The organism is Streptosporangium sp. NPDC006007 (assembly GCF_040614315.1).
Lineage (GTDB): Bacteria > Actinomycetota > Actinomycetes > Streptosporangiales > Streptosporangiaceae > Streptosporangium.
The window spans coordinates 11895-34111 of record NZ_JBEXUG010000052.1 but is presented as its reverse complement, the minus strand read 5'-3'; the positions used below and the strand labels follow the sequence as shown (position 1 = coordinate 34111).

At 69.5% G+C, this 22217-nt stretch carries 18 protein-coding genes; 12 read left to right on the top strand and 6 right to left on the bottom strand.

Features of this window, described 5'->3' with window-relative positions; all coding sequences use genetic code 11:
* Window positions 1-438: 438 nt before the first annotated feature.
* Entirely contained in the window at window positions 439-807 is a 369-nt protein-coding gene (locus tag ABZ194_RS27220; protein WP_355599862.1) for a hypothetical protein, read from the bottom strand.
* Between the two features lie 693 nt (window positions 808-1500).
* On the opposite strand from ABZ194_RS27220, the gene ABZ194_RS27215 reads away from it, so the two are divergent.
* Complete coding sequence (locus tag ABZ194_RS27215; protein WP_355599861.1) at window positions 1501-1908, top strand: YciI family protein; 408 nt, start codon at window positions 1501-1503, stop codon at window positions 1906-1908.
* 8 nt (window positions 1909-1916) lie between these two features.
* Window positions 1917-3062 carry a DUF6596 domain-containing protein gene (locus tag ABZ194_RS27210; RefSeq protein ID WP_355599864.1) on the top strand — a complete coding sequence of 382 codons (1146 nt, stop codon included), beginning with the start codon at window positions 1917-1919 and terminating at the stop codon, window positions 3060-3062.
* Between the two features lie 145 nt (window positions 3063-3207).
* Here the strand turns inward: ABZ194_RS27210 and ABZ194_RS27205 are convergent, their stop codons facing one another.
* Complete coding sequence (locus ABZ194_RS27205) at window positions 3208-4320, bottom strand: methyltransferase domain-containing protein (protein ID WP_355599860.1); 1113 nt, start codon at window positions 4318-4320, stop codon at window positions 3208-3210.
* Between the two features lie 438 nt (window positions 4321-4758).
* Between ABZ194_RS27205 and ABZ194_RS27200 the strand changes: the two genes are divergently transcribed.
* Complete coding sequence (locus ABZ194_RS27200; protein ID WP_355599859.1) at window positions 4759-5565, top strand: DUF4259 domain-containing protein; 807 nt, start codon at window positions 4759-4761, stop codon at window positions 5563-5565.
* Between the two features lie 157 nt (window positions 5566-5722).
* Here the strand turns inward: ABZ194_RS27200 and ABZ194_RS27195 are convergent, their stop codons facing one another.
* Window positions 5723-6217, bottom strand: coding sequence for an Lrp/AsnC family transcriptional regulator (locus tag ABZ194_RS27195; RefSeq protein ID WP_355599858.1), 495 nt, complete (start codon window positions 6215-6217; stop codon window positions 5723-5725).
* Between the two features lie 193 nt (window positions 6218-6410).
* On the opposite strand from ABZ194_RS27195, the gene ABZ194_RS27190 reads away from it, so the two are divergent.
* From ABZ194_RS27190 to ABZ194_RS27160, 7 genes are all read left to right on the top strand, one after another.
* Window positions 6411-7868, top strand: a complete 1458-nt coding sequence (locus tag ABZ194_RS27190) for a gamma-aminobutyraldehyde dehydrogenase (protein ID WP_355599857.1) — start codon at window positions 6411-6413, stop codon at window positions 7866-7868.
* A gap of 26 nt (window positions 7869-7894) precedes the next feature.
* Window positions 7895-9040, top strand: coding sequence for an ABC transporter ATP-binding protein (locus tag ABZ194_RS27185; protein ID WP_355599856.1), 1146 nt, complete (start codon window positions 7895-7897; stop codon window positions 9038-9040).
* Window positions 9041-9084: 44 nt separating this feature from the next.
* Complete coding sequence (locus tag ABZ194_RS27180; protein ID WP_355599855.1) at window positions 9085-10290, top strand: spermidine/putrescine ABC transporter substrate-binding protein; 1206 nt, start codon at window positions 9085-9087, stop codon at window positions 10288-10290.
* Window positions 10291-10303: 13 nt separating this feature from the next.
* Window positions 10304-11155 (top strand): ABC transporter permease, encoded by an 852-nt coding sequence (locus ABZ194_RS27175; RefSeq protein WP_355599854.1) that lies wholly within the window; start codon window positions 10304-10306, stop codon window positions 11153-11155.
* A complete protein-coding gene (locus ABZ194_RS27170; protein WP_355599853.1) occupies window positions 11152-12003 on the top strand; it encodes an ABC transporter permease in 852 nt (283 codons plus the stop codon). Before ABZ194_RS27175 ends, ABZ194_RS27170 begins: the two co-directional genes overlap by 4 nt.
* 174 nt (window positions 12004-12177) lie before the next feature.
* Window positions 12178-13572 carry an FAD-dependent oxidoreductase gene (locus ABZ194_RS27165; RefSeq protein ID WP_355599863.1) on the top strand — a complete coding sequence of 465 codons (1395 nt, stop codon included), beginning with the start codon at window positions 12178-12180 and terminating at the stop codon, window positions 13570-13572.
* A 129-nt stretch (window positions 13573-13701) separates the two neighbouring features.
* The gene (locus tag ABZ194_RS27160; protein WP_355599852.1) at window positions 13702-14880 is read left to right on the top strand and encodes a DUF418 domain-containing protein; all 1179 of its coding nucleotides are present in this window, start codon (window positions 13702-13704) and stop codon (window positions 14878-14880) included.
* 46 nt (window positions 14881-14926) lie between these two features.
* On the opposite strand, the gene ABZ194_RS27155 is transcribed toward ABZ194_RS27160, so the two are convergent.
* Entirely contained in the window at window positions 14927-17689 is a 2763-nt protein-coding gene (locus ABZ194_RS27155; protein WP_355599851.1) for a PEP/pyruvate-binding domain-containing protein, read from the bottom strand.
* A 520-nt stretch (window positions 17690-18209) separates the two neighbouring features.
* Here ABZ194_RS27155 and ABZ194_RS27150 point away from each other — a divergent pair.
* Complete coding sequence (locus ABZ194_RS27150; protein ID WP_355599850.1) at window positions 18210-19427, top strand: MFS transporter; 1218 nt, start codon at window positions 18210-18212, stop codon at window positions 19425-19427.
* Window positions 19428-19565: 138 nt separating this feature from the next.
* Here the strand turns inward: ABZ194_RS27150 and ABZ194_RS27145 are convergent, their stop codons facing one another.
* Together ABZ194_RS27145 and ABZ194_RS27140 are read right to left on the bottom strand one after the other, a co-directional pair.
* The gene (locus ABZ194_RS27145; RefSeq protein WP_355599849.1) at window positions 19566-20498 is read right to left on the bottom strand and encodes an acyl-ACP desaturase; all 933 of its coding nucleotides are present in this window, start codon (window positions 20496-20498) and stop codon (window positions 19566-19568) included.
* Between the two features lie 272 nt (window positions 20499-20770).
* Window positions 20771-21484: a DUF998 domain-containing protein gene (locus tag ABZ194_RS27140; RefSeq protein WP_355599848.1), complete on the bottom strand. Its 714-nt coding sequence runs from the start codon at window positions 21482-21484 to the stop codon at window positions 20771-20773.
* Window positions 21485-21782: 298 nt separating this feature from the next.
* Between ABZ194_RS27140 and ABZ194_RS27135 the strand changes: the two genes are divergently transcribed.
* Complete coding sequence (locus tag ABZ194_RS27135; protein WP_355599847.1) at window positions 21783-22181, top strand: lipocalin-like domain-containing protein; 399 nt, start codon at window positions 21783-21785, stop codon at window positions 22179-22181.
* Window positions 22182-22217: the final 36 nt, after the last annotated feature.

Genomic DNA, 22217 nt, shown 5'->3' with positions numbered 1-22217 from the left:
CGAGCTCAGCGCCTGTCCCGAGAGGCCTAAAGGCAACCGCGTCGACCAGCTCGGCGCTGGGCTTGTTACATGCGCCAAAACTCGCCGCACATCCGATCGCCCCGGGGCGCCGGTTCTTTCGGCAATCGCGTCGACGAGCTCGGCGCCGCGAAGCGCCGGCGCCTGATGGTCAGGGCCCGGCGGGCTGCTCCTGGTGCTCGTCGACGGTCTCGATTCTTTCGGCAACCGCCTGCCGAGGGCTTGGGCGTCGCGGGCCGGGACCGGCCGGAAAGCCGCAGCCCGGCCCGCGAACACCGACGGCCCGCCAGGGGCGGGCTGCCTTGAAAACGTGGAGAAAGTTTGCATTCGATCTTGAGGGGGCCTTATCGCCGGGGCCGGATGTGCAGGTCCCCGGCGGTGTGCCCGTGGCACTCCAGGGCAAAGCGGCAGACAGTCCGGTCAGGACCAGGCGCTGTAGCCGATGGCGTCCCGGTAGACGGTGGCGGGGCATTCGATTACCTCGCCACCGGGCATGTGCAGGTTGAGCCACCCGCCGTTGGTGGGTTTGCAGTGGGTGACGAAGACCGGCCCGGGATAGCGGACGCTCTCGGGCCGGATGCAGTCCACCTCGTACAGCCCCAGCGGGTTGCGGAAGCGGATGGCGCCGACGAATCCCGGATCGGTGCACTCACCGACCGTGCGGGCCGCGCCGGAGTCACCCGCCCGGCCGGTCCGCACACCCTCGGCGGCGGCCGGAGCCACCGAGACACCCGTGGCCAGCGCGGCGAGCGCCGCCACCACCATGGCCGTGCGCAGGGGGAAACGCACATGAACTCCTTTGTCTATCCGCCGGCATCCAGCGGCTGAGCTTCTGGAACCACCTTCTTAACACAATGAATCCAGACAGTCACTAAGAGTGAAAAGATGTGGTGCCCCTCCCGGACTCCGCGGGCCGCGGAGTTCGACAGGTACTCCCCCCGCGGGGCGGGGGATTTCGCCGCCTCGACCCCGCCCCGGGGCGGCCCTGGGGCCTGCTACCGGGAATGGCTATTCCCGCAAGCTGGCCCGGAGATTTCACCCGATTTCACCCGAATTGGAAGGGTGTCGGGATCAGCCGGACTCGCGGCCGGCGACACCGGGTCCCCGCTGTTCGCCGCCCCCGGTTACCTGCCGCGAGGACGGGTTTCGGCGGAGGCCGCGCGTGACCCCGTCATCCGTGATGTCGGTCTACCCGGCGATTGACGCACATCAGGGGCTGTGACACCACGAGTTCATCTTCATTAGCCTCGGGCTTTCACGGTGATTATCGCCAGCCTTGATCGTTTACATGAGAAATTGGAAGGCCTCGCTCCGTCTCGCCCTCGCGCCACGGCGTGGACCCGGACACCACGAGACGGCTCACCCGGGTTCGTCTACGAGACCCAAAAAGATTCGGACGGCGATGTCGAGAACCCGTGACCGGCTCCGTCCCCGTGGTGAACGCGACCACAATGGGTCGCACCAGCATCGAGGAGAAACACGATGGCCAAGTATTTGCTGCTCAAGCACTACCGCGGCGCCCCGGCTCCGGTCAACGACGTGCCCATGGAGCGGTGGACGCCGGAGGAGATCTCGGCCCACGTGCAGTACATGCACGACTTCGCGGCCCGGCTGGAGGGGACCGGCGAGTTCGTCGACAGTCAGGCACTCGCCCCCGGCGGGATGTTCGTCCGCTACGACGGCGAGGGTCGCCCGCCGGTCACCGACGGCCCGTTCGCCGAGACCAAGGACCTCATCGCCGGCTGGATGGTGATCGACGTCGACAGCTACGAGCGCGCCGTCGAGCTGGCCGGGGACCTGTCGGCCGCCCCCGGGGCGGGTGGGAAGCCGATCCACGAGTGGCTTGAGGTGCGCCCGTTCCTGACCGCGCCGCCCACCATCACGGAGTGACCTTTCAAGTGAACGAGGTTTTGCTCCGGAGCCTCACGCCGAGCGTGCTCGGGATCCTCGTCCGCCGCGGAGCCGACTTCGCGGCGGCCGAGGACGCCGTGCAGGACGCGCTGGTCGAGGCGGTCCGCGTCTGGCCGGCCGACCCGCCGCGGGACCCGAAGGGCTGGCTGGTCACCGTGGCCTGGCGCCGGTTCCTCGACGCGACCCGGGCGGACGCCGCCCGCCGCCGGCGTGAGGACCTCCTCGACGAGGAGCCGGCGCCCGGGCCTGCGCCCGCGGTGGACGACACGCTCCGGCTCTACTTCCTGTGCGCCCACCCGTCGCTGACACCGTCGTCCGCGGTCGCGCTCACACTGCGCGCCGTTGGCGGGCTGACCACCCGCCAGATCGCCCAGGCCTACCTGGTGCCCGAGGCGACCATGGCGCAGCGCGTCAGCCGGGCCAAGCGCACCGTCTCCGGCGCGCGGTTCGACCAGCCCGGCGATGTCGCCACCGTGCTGCGCGTCCTCTACCTGGTCTTCAACGAGGGCTACTCCGGCGACGTCGACCTCGCCGCCGAGGCCATCCGGCTCACCCGGCAGCTCGCGGCCGCGATCGACCATCCCGAGGTGGCGGGACTGCTCGCCCTCATGCTGCTCCACCACGCCCGGCGCGCCGCCCGGACCGCGCCCGACGGCGGCCTGGTGCCGCTCGCCGAGCAGGACCGCGGCCGGTGGGACACCGAGTCGATCGCCGAGGGCGTCGAGATCCTGCAGGCGGCCCTCGCCCGCGACCGGCTGGGCGAGTTCCAGGCCCAGGCCGCCATCGCGGCACTCCACGCTGACGCGCCCACCGCCGAGGAGACCGACTGGGTGCAGATCGTCGAGTGGTACGACGAGCTCGCGCGCCTGACCGACAGCCCGGTCGTCCGGCTCAACCGCGCGGTGGCCGTCGGCGAGGCCGACGGACCGCGCGCCGGTTTGGCGGCGCTCGCGGCGCTGGACAGCTCACTGCCTCGCCGCGCCGCGGTGGCGGCGTACCTCCATGAGCGCGACGGCGACCTGGCGACGGCGGCACGGCTGTACGCCGAGGCGGCCCAGAAGGCACCCAACCTCGCCGAGCGCGACCACCTGACGCGCCAGGCCGCCCGGCTCAACGCCCACCTGTGCCGCTGACGGGTCGCGCCCGGATTTTCCCGCGGCACTTGGAGCGGCTCGGAGTCCTGACGATCGAAGGGGAACGGACCCCATAGCGGCATGGAAAGAGGGAAGGCCCCTGCGGGGAAAGGCTCGGCGGAGACATTCACGGGCACCCATGTCGTTAGGTGATCAGGTTGTCTGGAGAGTCAAGCCAGACATGTTGACCTTCGGGGGTGACGGTCATTCCGAACCGGTCTCTGTGTGGAGTTCCCCACGACATCCATCGTAGATAGGCGGCCTCCAGTTCATCCCAGAGACCGCGTGGTCCCCGCTGTAAGACAGCTATGCCCTTGTAGTCGGGCGCGTAGTGCACCTGAGCATCGGAATCGTCCGACCATAGCGAGAGGTGGAATTCGCCGCCTTCCTGGTCTTCGTGCGCGCCGCACACATCCGGCAGCATTCCCGCGATGGCGATCTCAGCCCCGTATGACGAGCGCACCACCCGGCGGGGGTCAAGGTAGGTGGTCGACCTCCGATAGACGTCCTCATGCCGGGGACGGCTCCAGCGCTGTGACCGCAGCATCATGAAGCGCACCCCGCCGTAGAATCTTCCCACTGCGGTGCCGTCGCCGACCGCGTTCAACCTGGTCAGATGCCCCCCTTCCCAACGGGGCATCCAGGGGAACACGATCACCCCACCGGGCCGGGCCTGTTCCACCCAGGCGTACGGCACCTGGTACACACCACAGGTGACGTGGATTCGATCGTAGGGTGCTTTTTCCGGCCACCCTCCGGCCCCGTCTCCCAGAATCAGCCGGGGCGAGTGTCCGGCCCTCTTCAGGTTCTCGGCGGCTGTTGTGAACACGGCCTGATCGATCTCGACACTGGTTATGTTCTCGTCACCGAGACGGTTCGCCAGCAGCCCCGCTGTCCACCCCGTGCCCGTGCCGATCTCCAGAACCTCATCCCCGTCATAGGGGTCGAGCAATTTCAGCCCCGCCGCCACAACGCTTGGCGCGGACGCTGAAGAGGTGTAGTCGCCCTTTCCCCGCCCTATATCGGCTGCGCCGTCGTTGATCTGCGTGACAATCGATGTATTGGAGTATGCGACATCCATCCACGTCTCGGGATCGGCCGTCCGGTCGATGAGATAGCCGGGACCGTCGTCAGGATGACACCATGCCCTGTCCGGGATGAACAGGTGGCGGGGCACGGCGTGAAACACGTCCCGCCACCTGTCGTCAAGATTCGTCATCTGATTGGTAAGGGCGGTGACGCGCTCACCGATGCTCACTTCTTCTCTGGTTTTTCGTGCTGGCCGGGCTGATCGGGACGGGCGCCGTCCGAATTCGGCTTCGGCCTGTCCGCCGGTTTGTCTGATGGCTTGCTGCCGTCATGCTTGCCCACCTTTGAGACCTCCCCTCATTCCGCCGACCTTCTTTCGCGTCGGCCTGCGGGCCGATCGTAACGCGGTCAAATCGGCGTGGGAAGACTTTCACATAGAGGAGACAGGATTGGAAAGTCTGGTTCTGATGCTGTCATTGTGTGTAGCGAAATAATGCTTTTCGGTGCGATATGGTATGCCTATGTGAAATGGTCTTTTCCGGTCGCGGTCAGCGGATTCCCGGCGGTCACCGTCATGTTCGGCGGGTGCCGGTCGCTCCCGTAGTACGATCATGAATCGCCCCGATCACCGAATTTTCTGAAAAGGGACTGAGGCGTGGACGGCCGGATGCTCTTCGAAGGGCCCTTCGACAGCGACGAGGCTTCTGACGCCGTCGCGGAGATCGAGGAGAGGGATGACGTCGCCTCGGCCATGGCCGAGGTGCTCCGTGACTTCGTCCAAGGCAGTGAGGAGTACGCCGAGGAGGGGTGTGTGGAAGCCTCTCTGGCGATCACCTGCCTGGTCGCGGCCCGGATTTCAGGGATCGCCCCCGACGAGGCGGTCTTTCACTGGCTGGATCGCAACTCCTTCACCGTCTCCGATGATCTGCGTGAACTGGCCGCCGCCGCGTTCGCGCCGGCCACTCGTTCTGAGGACAACCACCTCGGCGACATTCACCAGGCCGGAGACCGGCGGGCGTTCCTGGACTACCTGGAGCCCTACCGCAAGGCCCTGCGTGGTGAACCCCAGGACCCGCCGGTCCCGTTCGTGCCGGACTTCTCCCAGCGGAGCGAACCTTGGTTTCAGGTGTTCTGGAGTATCGCCGACCGGAGCCTGCCTCACGGCACCGCCTACGCGAAAGCCGCGGAACGCCTCGTCCTCGCCGTCAATGACTCACCCGACTGGCTCGTGTGGTGGCGTCCCGCCGGTCTGCGGGAGCTGATCGTTTTCGGAGGGCTCGTACCAGGCGAGTACGGAGAGCGGATCTCCCGTGGCCGTACCACGGCCGAGGCCTGGATCGACTTCGGCCGCTCCCACGACGTCTCCGAGGACGCGGTCGCCCGGCATGTCACCGACGATGTCCGGAAGGCTCTGACCGCCGTGGGCCGGTATCTCGGCCTCGGCCCTCTTCCGCCGCTCCCCGCCCTCGGATGAGGCGCCGTGGGGACGGCCGGGCCGCTGTGTCGGCAACGCGTCGCCTGACCGCCGGGACTCCTTGGCCTCTCGTCTGACCTGCGCACCCGGCCGGCCCGCTGTACAGGACCCGCCGTACAGGACGGGCGCCGTAGGGCGGGCGGCGTAGGACGGACGGTCAGCGGGTGCCCCAGGAGTAGGTCTGTTTGTGCAGTTTGAGGTAGACGAACGTCTCGGTGGCGCGGACGGTCGGGATGGCGCGGATCTTGCCGAGGATCTCCAGCAGGTGCTGGTCGCTCTCGCAGACCACCTCGACCATGATGTCCAGCGACCCGGCGGTCAGCACCACGTAGTTGATCTCTTTGATGCTCGCCAGCTCGTCGGCCACCACCTCAAGGTCGCCCTCGCACTTGATGCCGATCATGGCCTGGCGGGGGAAGCCCAGGGTCAGCGGGTCGGTGACGGCGACGATCTGCATGACCCCGTTGTCGAGCAGACGCTGGACCCGCTGGCGTACGGCGGCCTCGGACAGGCCGACCGCCTTTCCGATGGCGGCGTACGGCTTGCGCCCGTCCGACTGCAGCTGCTCGATGATCTGTTTGGAGATCTCGTCGAGGACGACGGGGCCGGACTTGGCGTTGTTCTCACGGCGTACCTTGGGCGGCGTCGTCATCCGCACTCCCTGGCCTCATGGTCTGTGGGCGCTGCCGCCGGGTGGCGGCTCCGATGCGTCATGCTGTCAGTTCTTCCACCTCTGTCAAGCGATTTCGTAGCAATTTGGTATATTAACAACGAAATCCCTTGTCTTGAGGTCACTTCTCTGTAAGAGTCGCGACAACTCAGCCCAATCCCCTAGGAGGTCGACGGTGACCACCCCGGTTGAGAACACCGAGTTCCCCCGTCTGCGCAACTATGTCAACGGTGAGCTCGTGGACGCCAGGAGCGGCCGGTTCTCCGATGTCATCGACCCCTGTACCGGTGACCCCTACCTCCAGGCGCCCGTCTCCGGCCCCGAGGACGTCGACGCAGCCTACGCCGCGGCGGCCGCCGCCTTCGAGTCGTGGAGTCAGGTCACGCCGGGCGAGCGCGCCAACCTGCTGCTCAAGGTCGCCGACGCCATCGACGCCAGGGCCGGGGAGCTGAACGAGGCCGAGTGCCGTAACACCGGCAAGCCCTGGGCCCGGATGGCCGAGGACGAGACCCCGGTGGCGGCCGACCACTTCCGGTTCTTCGCGGGCGCCGCGCGGACGCTGGAGGGGCCGACCTCGGGCGAGTTCCTCGCCGACCACACCTCCGTCATCCGGCACGAGCCGATCGGCGTGGTCGGCCAGGTCACGCCCTGGAACTACCCGATGATGATGGCGGTCTGGAAGATCGCCCCCGCGCTCGCCGCGGGCAACACCGTCGTGCTCAAGCCCTCCGACACCACCCCGGTCTCCACCGTCAAACTGGCCGAGATCGTCGGGGAGATCCTGCCGAAGGGCGTCTTCAACGTCGTCGTCGGCGACCGCGGGACCGGTGCCCTGGTCGTGGGTCACCCGACCGCGCAGATGGTCGCGATCACCGGTTCGGTCGGCGCCGGAATGGCGGTGGCCAGAGCGGCCGCCGACGACCTCAAGCGGGTCCACCTGGAGCTGGGCGGCAAGGCGCCGGTCATCGTTTTCGACGACGTCAGGGACCTCAAGGCCGCCGCCGAGACGATCGCCACGGCGGGCCTCTACAACGCCGGTCAGGACTGCACCGCGGCCTGTCGCGTGCTGGTCCACCAGGACGTGCACGACGAGTTCGTCGCGGCGCTCACCGAGGCGGCCGGGAACACCGTGACCGGTGACCTGTCCAACGAGGAAGCCCTGTACGGCCCGCTCAACAACGCCGCCCAGCTGACCCGGGTCGCGGCCTTCTTCGACCGGGTCCCCGGTCACGCCAAGGTCCTGACCGGCGGCCACCGGGTCGGCGACAAGGGATACTTCTTCGCCCCCAGCATCGTGGACGGCCTCCAGCAGGACGACGAGATGGTGCAGAACGAGATCTTCGGCCCGGTCATCACCGTGCAGACCTTCTTTGACGAGGCCGACGCCGTGGCCAAGGCCAACGGCGTGCGGTACGGCCTGGCGAGCTCGATCTGGACCTCCGACCACGGCCGGGCGATGCGGACGTCGAAGCGCCTCGACTACGGCGTGGTCTGGGTCAACACCCATATCCCGTTCGTGTCGGAGATGCCGCACGGAGGCTTCAAGCACTCCGGCTACGGCAAGGACCTGTCGGTCTTCGGCCTCCACGACTACCTCCGCGTCAAGCACGTCATGCATTACATCGGCGAATAGCCGCGAACAAGAGGGATAGGCCTGGTATGACGAAAATCCAGGCGGGCACGGAGGCGGCCCTCACCGCCTCCGACTCCCCCCCGGTGCCCGCCATCGAACTCACCGGAGTCGTCAAGGAGTACCTCGCCCACGGGGAGGTCGTCCAGGCGGTCAAGGGGGTCACGCTGGCCGTGGCCGAGGGGGAGTTCTTCTCGCTCCTCGGCCCCTCCGGCTGTGGCAAGACCACCACCATGCGTATGATCGCCGGATTCGAGGATCCTTCGCGGGGGACGGTGCGCCTGCACGGCAGGGACGTCACCGACGTCCCCCCCAACAAGCGCGACGTGAACATGGTGTTCCAGTCCTACGCGCTGTTCCCGCACATGAACGTCTGGGAGAACGTCGCCTTCGGTCTCAGGCGCAAGAGGGTGGACGGCGCCGAGATCAAGCGGCGGGTCGGCGAGATGCTGGAGATCGTGGACCTCACCGGGCGCGAGAGGCGCCGCCCGCGTGAGATGTCCGGCGGCCAGCAGCAGCGGGTGGCCCTGGCCCGCGCCCTGGTCAACAACCCCCGGGCGCTCCTGCTGGACGAGCCGCTCGGCGCCCTGGACCTCAAGCTCCGCCAGGCCATGCAGATCGAGCTCAAGCGGATCCAGCGCGAGGTCGGCATCACCTTCGTCTACGTCACCCACGACCAGAGCGAGGCGCTCACCATGAGCGACCGCATCGCCGTGATGAACGACGGCCTGGTCGAGCAGCTCGCCGCGCCGCGCGAGATCTACGAACGTCCGGCCACCGCGTTCGTGGCCGGTTTCATCGGCACCTCCAACCTGCTCAGCGGCACCGTGGACCGGGTTGTCTCCGGCTGCGCCGTACTGAGGGTGGGGCGGGAGGGCCGGATCCTGGTGGCGGAGAGTCCCCGCCAGGTGGGGGACCCCATCGCGGTCACCGTGCGCCCGGAGAAGATCACGATCTCCACCGAGGAGCCGGCGGGGGAGGTCAGCGCGGTGCGCGGCACCGTCTCCGAGGTGGTCTACCTGGGTCTTTACAACAGCTACGCGGTGGGCCTCGCGGATGGCGCGGAGATCACCGTCTTCCAGCAGAACGCGCTCGACAGTACGAGCACGGCTGAACGCGGCGACGCCGTCTGGCTGTCGTGGCAGTCGCGCCACTCGTACGCGATCGGAAGTTGAGTATCCCCATGCACTCTCCCACCAACCCGGCCCTCCTCCGAGGGATGACCCAGAGCCGTTCGGTCACCCGCCGCGACGCCTTCCGCCTGGCCGGTCTGTCCGCCGCCGGTCTTGTCCTCGCCGGCTGCGGCGTCCAGGGCAAGAAGGTCGCGGCGCCCCAGAAGGACGCGACCGCCGAGTACTGGGCGTCCCACAGGAAGAACGGCGTCCTGCGCTTCGCCAACTGGCCGCTCTACATCGACAAGGACGGCAAGAGGTATCCGTCGCTGGAGATGTTCACCGCCGACACCGGCATCAAGGTCTCCTACCAGGAGGCCATCCAGGACAACCCCACGTTCTTCGGCAAGGTCCAGCCGCTGCTCGCCGCCGGCAACGACATCGGCTTCGACGTGATGGTCCTGACCAACGGCCTCCACCTCGGCAAGGCCATCGACCTGGGCTACCTGGTCCCGCTCGACCACTCCAGGCTGCCGACCTTCGCCGCCAACGCGGCCCCGAAGGTCAAGAACCCGATCTGGGACCCGGGTAACGCCCACACCGTCCCGTGGATGGTCGGCCTGACCGGCATCGCCTACAACCCGAAGTACGTGGACGGGGTCACCAGCATGCGGGACCTGTGGAACCCCAAGTACAAGGGCAAGGTCGGCATGATGGTCGACACCCAGGAGATCGCGAACTTCGGCATGTTCGCGCTGGGCATCGACCCCGACACGTCCACGGAGGCCGACTGGCGGCAGGCCGGGGAGAAGCTCAAGGCGCAGCGCGACGCCGGCCTGGTGCGCAAGTACTACGAGAACGACTACGTCGACGCGCTCGCCCGGGGCGACGTGTGGATCACCATGGCCTGGTCGGGTGACATCTTCCAGCAGGTCGCCGAGGGCAAGGACCTGAAGTTCGTGATCCCCCAGGAGGGCGGCACGATCTGGACCGACAACATGTGCATCCCCAAGACCGCGCAGAACCCGGTGGACGCGCTGACGCTGATGGACTACGTCTACCAGCCCAAGATCGCGACCATGCTGGTCGAGGCGGTCAACTACATCACCCCGGTACCCGCCACCAGGGAGCTGGTCCTCGCCGACGCGGCCAAGGCCACCGGGGAGGCCAAGGCGTCGCTGGAGCAGATGGCCGGCAGCCCGCTGGTCTTCCCCGCCGAGTCGGACATGGCCCGGCTGCGGTCCTACAAGTCGCTGACCGCGGCCGAGGAGAAGGTCTTCGAGTCCATCTTCCAGCCGATCACCCAGGGCTAGCGGTGAGCCACCGGTGAAGCGCCTCGCCCCCTACCTGCTCATCCTGCCCGGCGGCCTCTGGCTGCTGATCTTCCTGGTGGTGCCGATGGTCTTCATGGCCTCGGTCTCCACCCAGGAGGGCGACATGCTGAACGGCTTCGTCCAGACGTTCAACCTCTCGACGTACGGCGACGCCCTGGCGCAGTACAGGACACAGTTCCTCCGCTCGGCCGGTTACGGCCTGATGGGCACGGCGGTCTCCATCGCGCTGGCCTACCCGATGGCCTACTGGATCGCCTTCAAGGGCGGCGCGCGCAAGTCCACCTACCTGCTGCTGGTGCTGCTGCCGTTCTTCGTGTCGTTCGTGCTGCGCACCGTGTCGTGGAAGTTCCTGCTGGCCGACGACGGCATGCTGCTGGCGCCGCTGAAGTCGATGAGCCTGGTCCCCGGCGACTTCCACGTGCTACAGACCACGGTGGCGGTGATCGGCGGGCTGGTCTACAACTACCTGCCGTTCATGATCCTGCCGATCTACGTGGCGCTGGAACGGGTGGACCCCCGGGTGGTCGAGGCCGCCCAGGACCTTTACGCCCCCAGGCGCGAGGCGTTCACCAAGGTCGTGCTGCCGCTCTCGCTGCCCGGTGTGTTCGCCGGGGTGCTGATGACGTTCGTCCCCATGACCGCGGACTACGTCAACGCCGGCATCCTCGGCGGCCCGGAGAACACGATGATCGGCAACATCATCCAGACCGAGTACCTGACCAACAGCGACTATCCGACCGCCGCGGCGCTGTCGTTCACGCTGATGGCGGCGATGCTGATCGGCATCTTCGCCTACGCCAGGGCGCTCGGCACCGAGAACGTGCTGGAGGCGGCGGCCCGATGAGCGCATCCGACACGACGACCGCACCGGCCGGGCGAGGAGCGGACAGGCCCGGCAGGCGGGTGCGCCCCAGATCCCGGCTCGGCGACCGGCTGCTCAAGGTCTACGTCTGGGTGATCATCGCCTGGCTCTTCCTGCCGATCGCGGTCATGGTCGTCTTCGGGTTCAACGACACCCGGAGCAAGTCGAACGTGAACTGGCAGGGGTTCACCCTCAAGTGGTGGACCCGGCTGGGCGACTACCCCGAGCTGACCGCGGCGGTGGGCAACTCGCTGAGGATCGCCCTGCTCGCCACGCTGATCACGACGGTGATCGGCACGCTCATGGGCCTGGCCCTCGGCCGCTACCGGTTCCGCGGGCAGGGCGCCACCAACCTGGTGATATTCGCCGCGATCGCCTCGCCGGAGCTCGTCATGGGCGCCTCGCTGCTGTCGCTGTTCATCAGCACCGGCGTGGAGACGGGCTTCGCGACCGTGGTCATCGCGCACGTGCTGTTCTCGCTGTCGTTCGTGGCCATCACCGTACGGGCCCGTGTCATCGGCCTCGACCGGTCCGTCGAGGAGGCCGCCCGCGACCTGGGCGCGTCCACCTGGACGACGTTCTGGCGGGTGACGTTCCCGATGATCCTGCCCGGGGTCGTCTCCGGCGCGCTGCTGGCGTTCGCGCTCTCCATCGACGACTTCGTGATCACCCAGTTCACCAGCGGCTCCCTCCAGACGTTCCCGCTCTGGATCTGGGGGGCCACCAGGATGGGCATCCCTCCGCAGGTCAACATCCTGGGAACGCTCATCTTCGCGATAGGCGTCGCGGTCGCCGTGGTCAACACGCTGACCGCCCGCCGCCGCACCTAACCGCCGTCAAGCCCCGCGCCTCCGGCGGACGGCCCGGGGCCTCGGTGTATCCACGATCCCCGGCGGAGAACAGGGAGGCGAGATCGGATTCAGGCGGGGGGAACCCGCGCGTGATCTTCATGATCCCGCGATACACAACACAGACAATCTGCCTCACGTAGGGAAGTGAGATTTGTGGATCCGCTGAAGGCTCTTGCTGACGCGGAGCGCAAGCCGTACTGGCTCGACAGTCCGGCGAAACCGGAGCCGTTGCCGCGGCTCTTCGGAGAGACGACCGCCGATCTCGCGGTGGTCGGGGGAGGCTTCTCGGGGCTGTGGACCGCCCTGATGGCCAAGGAACGCGATCCGTCGCTCGATGTGGTCCTGCTCGAAGGGCGCAGGGTCGGCTGGGCGGCGTCGGGCCGTAACGGCGGCTTCGCGATGGCGACGCTCACCCACGGGATCGCCAACGGCCTTGAGCGCTGGCCCGAGGAGATCGCCACGCTCGAACGCCTGGGAACGGCCAACCTCGACGAGCTCGGCCGGACCGTCGCCGACCACGGCATCGACTGCGGCTACGAGCGCACCGGCGAGCTGCACGTGGCCACCGAACCCTGGCAGCTCGCGGAGATGAACGAGAGCGTCGAGATCGCCAGGGAGCTGGGGGCCCGCTTCGACGTCCTCGACCGGGAGCGGATCCGGGCGGAGGTGAACTCGCCCACCTACATCGGGGGCCACTGGGAGCGTGACGGCTGCGCCATGCTCGACCCCGCCCGGCTGGCCTGGGGGCTCCGCCAGGCGTGCCTCTCGCTGGGGGTGCGCATCCACGAGCGCACGCCGGTCAGGCATGTGAGGGACACCCCGGCGAGCATGGACCTGCTCACCCCGCACGGCACCGTGAGGGCGGGCAAGGTCGCCCTCGGCACCGGCGTGTTCCAGCCGTTGCTACGGCGGCTGAGACACCTCCTGGTGCCGGTCTACGACTACGCGCTGATGACCGAGCCGCTCTCCGCCGAGCGGCTCGCCTCCGTCGGCTGGCGCAACCGGCAGGGCGTCGGCGACGCGGCCAACCAGTTCCACTACTACCGGCTGACCGCCGACAACCGCATCCTCTGGGGCGGCTACGACGCGGTCTACTACAACGGCGGAAAGATCAAGCCGGAGTACGAGCAGCGCGACGAGACCTTCGTCAAGCTGGCGGAACACTTCTACACGACCTTTCCCCAACTGTCGGAGGTCCGCTTCACCCACAGGTGGGGTGGGGTCATCGACACCTGCAGCCGGTTCAGCGCCTTCTACGGGCTGTCGCACGGCGGGCGCCTCGCCTACGCGGCCGGCTACACCGGCCTGGGGGTCGGAGCCACCCGCTTCGGGGCCAACGTCATGCTCGACCTGCTCGGCGGTGAGCCGACCGAGCGGACCGGGCTCCGGATGGTCCGGGAGAAGCCGCTGCCGTTCCCGCCCGAGCCGGTCCGCTCGGCCGGGATCCAGATGACGCGCTGGTCGATCGCCCAGGCCGACCTCCATCAGGGCCGCCGCAACCTCTGGTTGCGCACCCTGGACCGGATGGGCCTGGGGTTCGACTCCTAGGGGCGCGCCCCGAGGGGCCGGCGTGGTTCGGTGCCGACCGAAGTCGAGGGCCGTACATCCATCGATGTACGGCCCGAATGGGTCTGCGTGACGATGCCCGGCCGCCCGGTACCGGACATCGTGGATACCGTGACGACGCGACGCATCGACGTGCTGGACGTGCTCAGGGGCGTGGCCATCATGGGCACCCTGGGCACGAATATCTGGATCTTCACCAGCCCCGCGGGCCCGGCCGGGGCGCTGGGCGCGCTGGGGCAGACCGGCGCGGTGGAGACCTTCCTCCGTTTCCTGACCAACGGCAAGTTCCTGGCACTGCTCACCCTGCTCTTCGGGGTCGGCCTGGAGTTGCAGTACCGCTCGGCCGAGCGGCGCGGCACCCCCTGGCCGGGGCGGTACCTCTGGCGGGCGGCGCTGCTGTTCACCGAGGGCCTGATCCACTATGTGCTGGTCTTCGAGTTCGACGTGCTGATGGGCTACGCCCTGACCTCGATCGTGGTGGCCTACCTGATCGGCCGGAGCGACCGGGTGGTCAGGGTCTGGATGATCACGGTGGGTTCGACGTTCACGGTGCTGATCGCCCTGGCCACCTTCGCCATGCTGTACGGCCGGGCCGACGCGACCCCGTCCACCCCGTCCACCCCGGCCCGCTCGGCGCTCTTCACCGACGGCTCCTACCTGGACCAGGTCGCCGCCCGCGTCCAGCTGATCGGCCTCTACCGGATGGAGGCCGTGCTCATCGTCCCGCTGGGCATCGTGCTGTTCCTGCTCGGCTCACGGCTGATGCGCGGGGGAGTGTTCGACAACTCGGACCGGGGCAGGGCCCTGCGCGGAAAGCTCATGATCATCGGGTTCGGCGCGGGGGCGCCGCTCAACCTGCTGACCTCCTTCGCGGGGGATGCCTGGTTCCTGGTCGACCGTTACCTGCTGCCGCCGCTGGTGGCGCTGGGCCTGCTCGCCCTGACGACGACGGTCGTGCACCGTATGAGCGGTACCGCCGGACCGGTGCGGCGGGGCTTGACCTCGGTCGGCCGTACCGCGCTGAGCTGCTACGTCTTCCAGAACCTGGCCGCCTCGGCGCTCTGCTACGGCTGGGGTCTCGGGCTGGCCGGAAGGTTCGGCGGAGTGCGGCCGTGGTGGGTGGTGGCGGCCTGGGCCGGCATCTGCGCCCTGTTCATGACGCTGTCCACGCTCTGGCTGCGCCGTTTCGAGCGCGGACCGCTCGAACTGGTCTGGCAGTGGGCCTACGCGGCGCCCCGGTCCCGCCCGGCGGCGGACGCCAGGACGCCTGAGGACTCCCTCCGGCGCTAGAGGCCGGTCTGCCGGGGAGTCGCGGTGGAGTCCCCCGGCGGGGACCTCACGGTGTGGCGACGGCCACGGTGCCCGAGGTGCCGTCGACCGTGATCTTCTGGCCGGTGACGACGTGCTCGGTCGCGTGTGGGACACCGACCACCGCCGGGATGCCGTACTCGCGGGCCACCACGGCGCCGTGCGAGTTGGCGCCGCCCATCTCCATCACCAGGCCGCCCGCGGTGAGGAACAGCGGGGTCCAGCCGGGGTCGGTGGAGGGGCAGACCAGGATCTCGCCGGGTTCCAGGTGGGCGCCGACCGGATCGAGCACCACCCGGGCGATCCCGGTCACCGTTCCGGCCGAGGCCGGGGTGCCGGTCAGCGCGCCGTCCACCGGCACCACGGCGGCGACGGACTCCGGCTCGGTGCCGTCGGACAGCATCACCCGGGGAATGCGCCTGCGCCGCCGCTCACGTGCGGCGTCCTCACGCCGCGTGGCGACGAGCGCCCGCGGCGTATCCGTATCCGTATCCGTATCCGTATCCGTATCCGTATCCGTATCCGTATTCGTCCCCGTCCCCGTCCCCGTCCCCGTCCCCGTTTCCGTGACGGTGGCTCTCACCATGGCCCTGACCTCGTCGAAGGTCAGGAAGAACACGTCATCGGGAGAGTCGAGGAGACCCCTGGCGGTCAGGTCGGCGCCGACGGCCTTCAGCTCGGCGCGCATCGCGGCCAGGACGGTCACCATGAAGAACTTGGGCAGTTCGCGGAGGCCGGCCAGGGCCCTGGTCCGGCCGAGGGCGAAGCGGACGATCCGGCCGCGCAGGCCGCCCACCCTGGCACTCAAGGTTTTGATCATCATGACGGCCTCGCCGGCTCCCCTGGCGAACAGGGCGTCGGGAGCCGGTGCCGGACCCTCCAGCCGGAGATAGTTGGCCAGGACACCGATGATGTGGGTGGGATCCTCCGACCAGCGCGGAACCCCGAGGTCGATCTCCGCGACCGCCCGCATGCCGTAGGCGGAGAGAAACCCCTTGAGCCCCCGCTCCACCACGGCGGGCAGCGACCCGTCGCGGAAGCGTCCGGCGAGCTCGGCCGCCGGGGTGCCCAGCAGCAGGGACGCGGCGTCGGCGTCGGCGCGGATCCGCTCGGCCAGGTGCCAGAGGGCCAGGTCCATCTCCGTGGTCACGTTGTGCGGCAGGCCGCGCAGGACGGTCGAGAGCTCACCGGGCCCGGCGTGGTCGCCGAGAAGCCAGGAGGCCAGGCCGAGCATGGCGAACCCGACCGCGGGGCCCGGCGCGACCCTGGGGAGCAGCGTGACGGCCCGGTCGCCCAGTATCCGCTCGACCCGCTCAAGCCGCCGCGCCGGCGTGGCGTTCGCGGGGGAGGCCAGCCGTACCCGCAGCACCTCCCCCAGCCGGTCCGTCCGCCTCCGCGTGGACGCCGGGCTCAGCACGGCCTGTACGGCCCGCGACGGAAGGTGGAAGCGGGCCGCGACCCTGCGGATCCGGCGCGCGGCGGGCCGTACGGAGCGCTGGGTCACGCTGAAGCGGGGGTCGTCGAACAGACCGCGCAGCACCGTGGCCGATCTGGCCTCCATCACGTCGAGCAGGCGGGGAAGGACCGCCCGGCCCACCCGGCTGCGCATGATCCCGGTGACGTCGAGGAACATCCGCCCGGCCGCCTCGGTGAACTGCGGCGCCCCCTGCGCGGGGTCGGCCACCGGGGTGTTCAGCAGCCCGGCCGCGGACGACGAGAGCAGCCGGAAGGCCGAGAGGCCCATCGGGGTGATCGGCGCGTAGACGCCCTGCGCCACGCTGAGGCAGAAGTGGATCCGCGTGTCCCCGGGCTCCTGTCTCCCGGTCGGGTCCGGCTGTGGAGGGAGGTGGCGGGGGATGGGGAAGAGGGTGGTGACCGGACGCGACTGGGTCAGCCAGAACGTGCCGTCGGCGTCGATGGCCCACTCGGTGTCCTGCGGGGCTCCGTAGTGCTCCTCGACCCGGCCGCCCAGCTCGGCCAGTGCCCGGATCTGCGCGTCGGTGACGCAGGCCCCGTCCATCCTGGTCTCGACGTGCTCGACGCCGCCGTCCGGCAGGGACCGTACGGCCAGCCGCTTGTCGCCCAGCCGCCGCTCACCGATCCGCCCGGTGGCGATGTCCACCACGAAGTGGTCGGGGTTGACCGCGCCGGAGACCACGGCCTCGCCGAGTCCGGGGCTGGCGTCGATCACCGCCTCGTGCCGCCGTCCGGTGACCGGGTTGGCGGTGAACATCACCCCGGCGACCTGGGACTGGACCATCTCCTGGATCACGACGGCCGGCAGGACGGTCCGGTGGTCGATGCCGTTGGCCGCCCGGTAGGCCACCGCCCGGTCGGTCCAGAGCGAGGCCCAGCAGTGCCGGACCGCGTCCAGCACGGCGTCGGCGCCGATCACGTTGAGATAGGTGTCCTGCTGCCCGGCGAAGCTGGCGTGTGGCAGGTCCTCGGCGGTGGCGGAGGAGCGGACCGCGACGGGGCCGTGCGCGCTGCGCCGTACGGCGTCGGCGATGTCGCCGGGCACCGGTGCGGAGAGCACGAGCTCGCGGGCCCGGCCCGCCAGCTCCTTCAGGGCTCCGAGGTCCCCGGCGGGAACGGCGGCCAGTGCGTCGAGCACGTCCTCCAGCCCGGCCTGTTCGGCGACCCGGCGGTAACCCTCGGTGGTGACGCAGAGCCCCGGCGGCACGGGGAGCCCGGCGGCGGTGAGCACGCCGAGGTTGGCGGCCTTGCCACCCACCAGGGGCAGCGAATCCGCTCTGATCTCAGTGAATGTCAGGATCAGGGGAGTGTCCACGGAACAACTCCTTGTATGCCTGCGACCGGTGCGCCCCCGCAACGGTAAGTTGCCACGACCAACAAGTCAACAACCGATGAAATAGCGGCGAGGGGGAGCGCCCTCGGACGAACGACCTTGACGCGGAACGAGGGACGATCCGCCGAGGGCGAGAAATGATCGTGGGTGTGGGCCGGGAGGCGCGTCAGACGGTGCGGTACATGCTATCCAAGCTGTCCCAGCTCATTCGATCTCGCCTACGTGTCCCGCGCCGACCTGCGCGGATGGTCCTGGCGGCAGCGATTCCCCAGTTCCATGTGGTTTCGCGCGGGTAGGCGGATGCCGGAGAAAGGAGAGTCCGGGAGATGAACGGCCTGGTTTGGTGGGGTCGCTGGCTTAATATGGACGATTGTGTGTTCTGAACGGACGCATGCTTGACCGCACGGCGGCCGCGACACGCGGTATCTACCCCGGTCGAAGCCCACCACGACGGTGTGCTCCCCGATCGGGGCAGCGCTCCGTCTGGACTCGGACGGAGACGGTGAAGTCCTACCTGGCCGTGATCGGCTCACCCGGCGCCTGGCGTTTCCTCGTCCCCGCTTTCGTCGCGCGCCTGCCGTACGCCATGTTGCAACTCGGCATCCTGCTGCTCGTGCAGTGGTCCACCGGCTCGTACGGCGAGGCCGGCCTCGCCGCCGCCGCGGCGGCCGTGGCGCAGGCGCTGGCCGGTCCGCAGACCGGGCGGCTCGCCGACCGGTACGGTCAGTCGAAGGTGCTCGTCCCGCAGGTCGTCGCGCACGCCGCCGCGTTGGGCGCCCTGCTCGCGCTCGCTCTGTCACACGCCCCGATCGCCACCCTGTCGGCCCTGGCGGCGCTGGCCGGCGCCACGGTGCCGCAGGTCGGTTCGATGGTCCGGGCCCGGTGGGCGCATCTCCTCGGCGGTTCCGGGAGGCTGGATACGGCCTTCGCCGTCGAGTCCATCACCGACGAGCTGACCTTCACCCTCGCCCCGGTGCTGCTGGTGACCGTCTCCACCCGATTCTCGCCGGCCTGGGCCCTGCTGGTGGCACTGATCATGGTGGTGACCGGGACACTGGTGTTCGCCGGGGTTCGCGGGGGAGCCCCCGAGCCGGTGCCGGTCCGGGCCCGCTCCCGGCGGGGGGTGCTGCGCCTGCGCGGCGTGGCCGTGCTCGCGGTGGCCTTCGCCTCGCTCGGCACCGTCTTCGGCAGCCTCCAGATCGGTATCACCTCCTACACGGCGGCACACGGCCAGGCCGCCTCGGCCGGGCCGATCTACGCGGCCTTCTCCGGGGCCAGCCTGGTCGGCGGCGTCGTGTACGGCGTCGTCCGCTGGCGGGTCACCGCTCCGGCCAGGCTGCTCGGGGCGGTCGGCCTGCTCTGCGCGGCCACGGCCACCCTGACGTTCGCCGGATCCATCCCCCTGCTGTACGGCGGGGCGGCGCTGGCCGGACTCGCCATCGCCCCCGCGCTCATCACCGGCTACACCCTCGTCGAGGCCCTGGTCCCGGCCAAGGTCAGGACCGAGACCTTCACCTGGCTCAGCGGCTCGATCGGCCTGGGCATCGCGGGCGGCGCCTCCGCGGCCGGACAGCTCGTCGACCGCTTCGGAGCCCCCACGGCCTTCCTCGTCCCCCCGGTCACCACCGGCCTGGCGGCACTGCTCGTGCTCGTCCTCCTCCGCAGACTGCACCCCGGCGCCGGGCAGCCCTCCCCTCGCCAGTCGGCGGCCACCCCCTGAGGCTCGGGTCCGCCGGTGACCATCCGGCCTCCGTCGTCCATGGTGGGCTCGTCGAGGACGCTCACGAGGGGACGGTGTTCCCGGCGGGAGCCGGGAACCGTTTCGGGCGGCCCCCGGAGAGCGGCAGGGGAGCGGAGGTCAGGTGGTGGCGGCCTGGCGGGCGCGGCGGGCCTCGCGGCGCTCGACGAAGCGCGAGGCGGAGACCTCCAGGCGGGCGAGGAACTCGGCGAGCTCCTCGCGGGCCTTCTCGCCCTCGGCGTCGAGGTCCTTCATGTCGAAGACGGCCCACTGGCGCAGGACCGGCATGAGAACGTCGTCGATGTGCAGGCGCAGGTCGTAGATCCCGGCGTTGGCGATGGTCATCGCCTTGCGGGTGAAGCCCTCGATCCCGGTGCCGGGCATCTGGAAGGTGGTCACCACGTCGGTGACGGCGCGCATCGTCTGGCTCGGGGTCAGCTGGAAGGCCGCGTCGAGCAGGTTGCGGTAGAAGAGCATGTGCAGGTTCTCGTCGGCGGCGATCCTGGCGAGCAGCCGCTCGCAGTTCGGGTCCTGGGAGGCCTTGCCGGTGTTGCGGTGTGAGATGCGGGTGGCCAGCTCCTGGAAGGAGACGTAGGCGAGCGAGTGGAGCACACCCTCGTAGGCGTTGCTGAAGCCCTCTTCCATGTGGGACATGCGGGCACGTTCCAGAGCGACCGGGTCGACCGCGCGGGTGACCGTCAGATAGTCGCGGATGGCGGTGCCGTGGCGGCCCTCCTCGGCGGTCCACCGGTGAACCCAGGTGCCCCAGGCGGCGTCACGGCCGAAGGCGGTGGCGATCTCGTAGTGGTAGCTGGGGAGGTTGTCCTCGGTCAGCAGGTTGACGATGAGGGAGACCCGAGCCTCCTCGGGAAGCTTCGAGTCGGTCTCAACCCAGGCGTCGCCGCCGAAGAGGCCGTCGTAGTCCCTGCCCTCGGACCACGGGACGTACTCGTGCGGGAACCATTCCCTGGCCACCTTGTGGTGCCGGTCCAGCTCACCGGCGACGACGGGCTCAAGCTCAAGCAGTAGCTCGGTCTGGCTGAACTCTCGCATACGGCCTCTCCCTTACAGACTACGGAACCGTAACCTACGTTAGCGTAGGTTGGCGGCGATTCGGCAAGTGGGACAGACCGTCTTGTCGGGAGGAAACAGGCTTTTTCCGCAGGCTTGCCATAGGTCCCCTACGGTGCGGAGCCGGTGTTCACGGAGCCGTACCAAGCGCCTACGGAGCCGTACGCGCACGTCCGCGCGGCGGGACTCATTCCGGCCCGGTACTGCTGTGATCTTGATCCGTACGCTCGCGCCCGCGCGGCGGGAACGGTCGGTTACGGCGCCGAGGCCGGGGCGCGGGGGGCGGGAACGGCCGCGCCGGCGCCGGGCCGAGGTTGGAAGGGGAGGCGCGCACCCTCGTGAGTCCGGCCGTTCAGCCCCCGGGCCGCCAGGAAGACCAGCGTCATGTCGGTCAGGAGCAGCAGACGCTCGACGAGGCCGTAGTAGTCGGCGCCGTCCATCAGGTTCGAGACCGCCGACCCGGGGTGGGCGGCCAGGAACGTCGCCAGGAACGCCACCGACAGCACGCTGACGACCGGCAGAGACCGCCTCCCGAACCGGCGGCCCAGCATCCAGCCCGCGCAGGGCAGCGCGGTGAAGACCACGGCCGCCGACCAGCGGTGGATCTCCCCGCCGATCGAGGCGGCGCCGGGGGCCGAACCGGCGGGGAACGCCGCGGTGAGCAGCAGCCCCAGCGCCGCGGCGAGAAACAGCACCCGCGCCGCCGCGCTGCGCGCGGGGTCCACCCGCGCCAGGCCGTACGCGGTCCACACCGAGCCCAGGGCGAGCGCGATCGTGCCCGTGGTCATCGCCCAGGCGCCGGCGTCGAGCAGCGCGTAGTCGCCGACCAGGTTCCGCATCGGATCCACCGCGTCGCCGGCGGTCACGTGCGCGTAGCCCATCGAGACCAGGGCGAGGACCGCCCCGGCCATCCCCGGCCAGCGCCACACGGCGTCGTCCTCGGTTTCCTCCACGGCGTCGCCGTTCACCGCGCCACCTCCCGAGGGTGGGTGCCGGCGTCGATCAGGGTCGGCCTCGGCCGGATGGCGAGGGGGGCCGGGGCAAGGTCCGGTGCGGTTGACATGACCATCGGTACTCCGTTCAACGGGCTGTCGGGTGGCGGGTGAGGCCCTCCGGTTGGCGGCCCGCAGGGCGGAGGCCACTGGCAGCGTCCCGTGTCGCGGACGCCGGAACCATAGGGGTTCTCCCTGACATGACGGGGAATTCCCCGAGATCGGGGTCGGGGACTGTTGACCCGTCGGCTCCGTTGCTCGTAGCTTCGCGGGCATGGATGTGGTCGGTGCCTGGCGGCTGGTCGAGTGGCGGATCACCCGCCCGGACGGGCGAGTCTCCCATCCCTTCGGCCGGGACGCCGTGGGTCTGCTCTGCTACACGCCCGACGGCCACATGAGCGTGACCGTCTCGCGGGCCGGGCGCCCGCCGCTGCCCGGAGACGATTCCCCGAGTGCCTGCCAGGCGCAGGCCGAGGCGTTCACGTCGTTCCTGTCCTACTCCGGCCGCTACGAGATCCGCGAAGGACACGTGGCCCACGACGTCGAGATGGCGCTCAACCCGGCCTGCGTCGGCACCACCCAGATCCGCGAGGCGAACTTCGACGGCGAGCGGCTCGTCCTGGCGGCCCCCGAGGGGGGCAGGTGGCACACCCTGTTCTGGAGGCGCCCGTAGGCGCCCCGGAGGGGAGAGAGGCGCGATCGGCGCGCG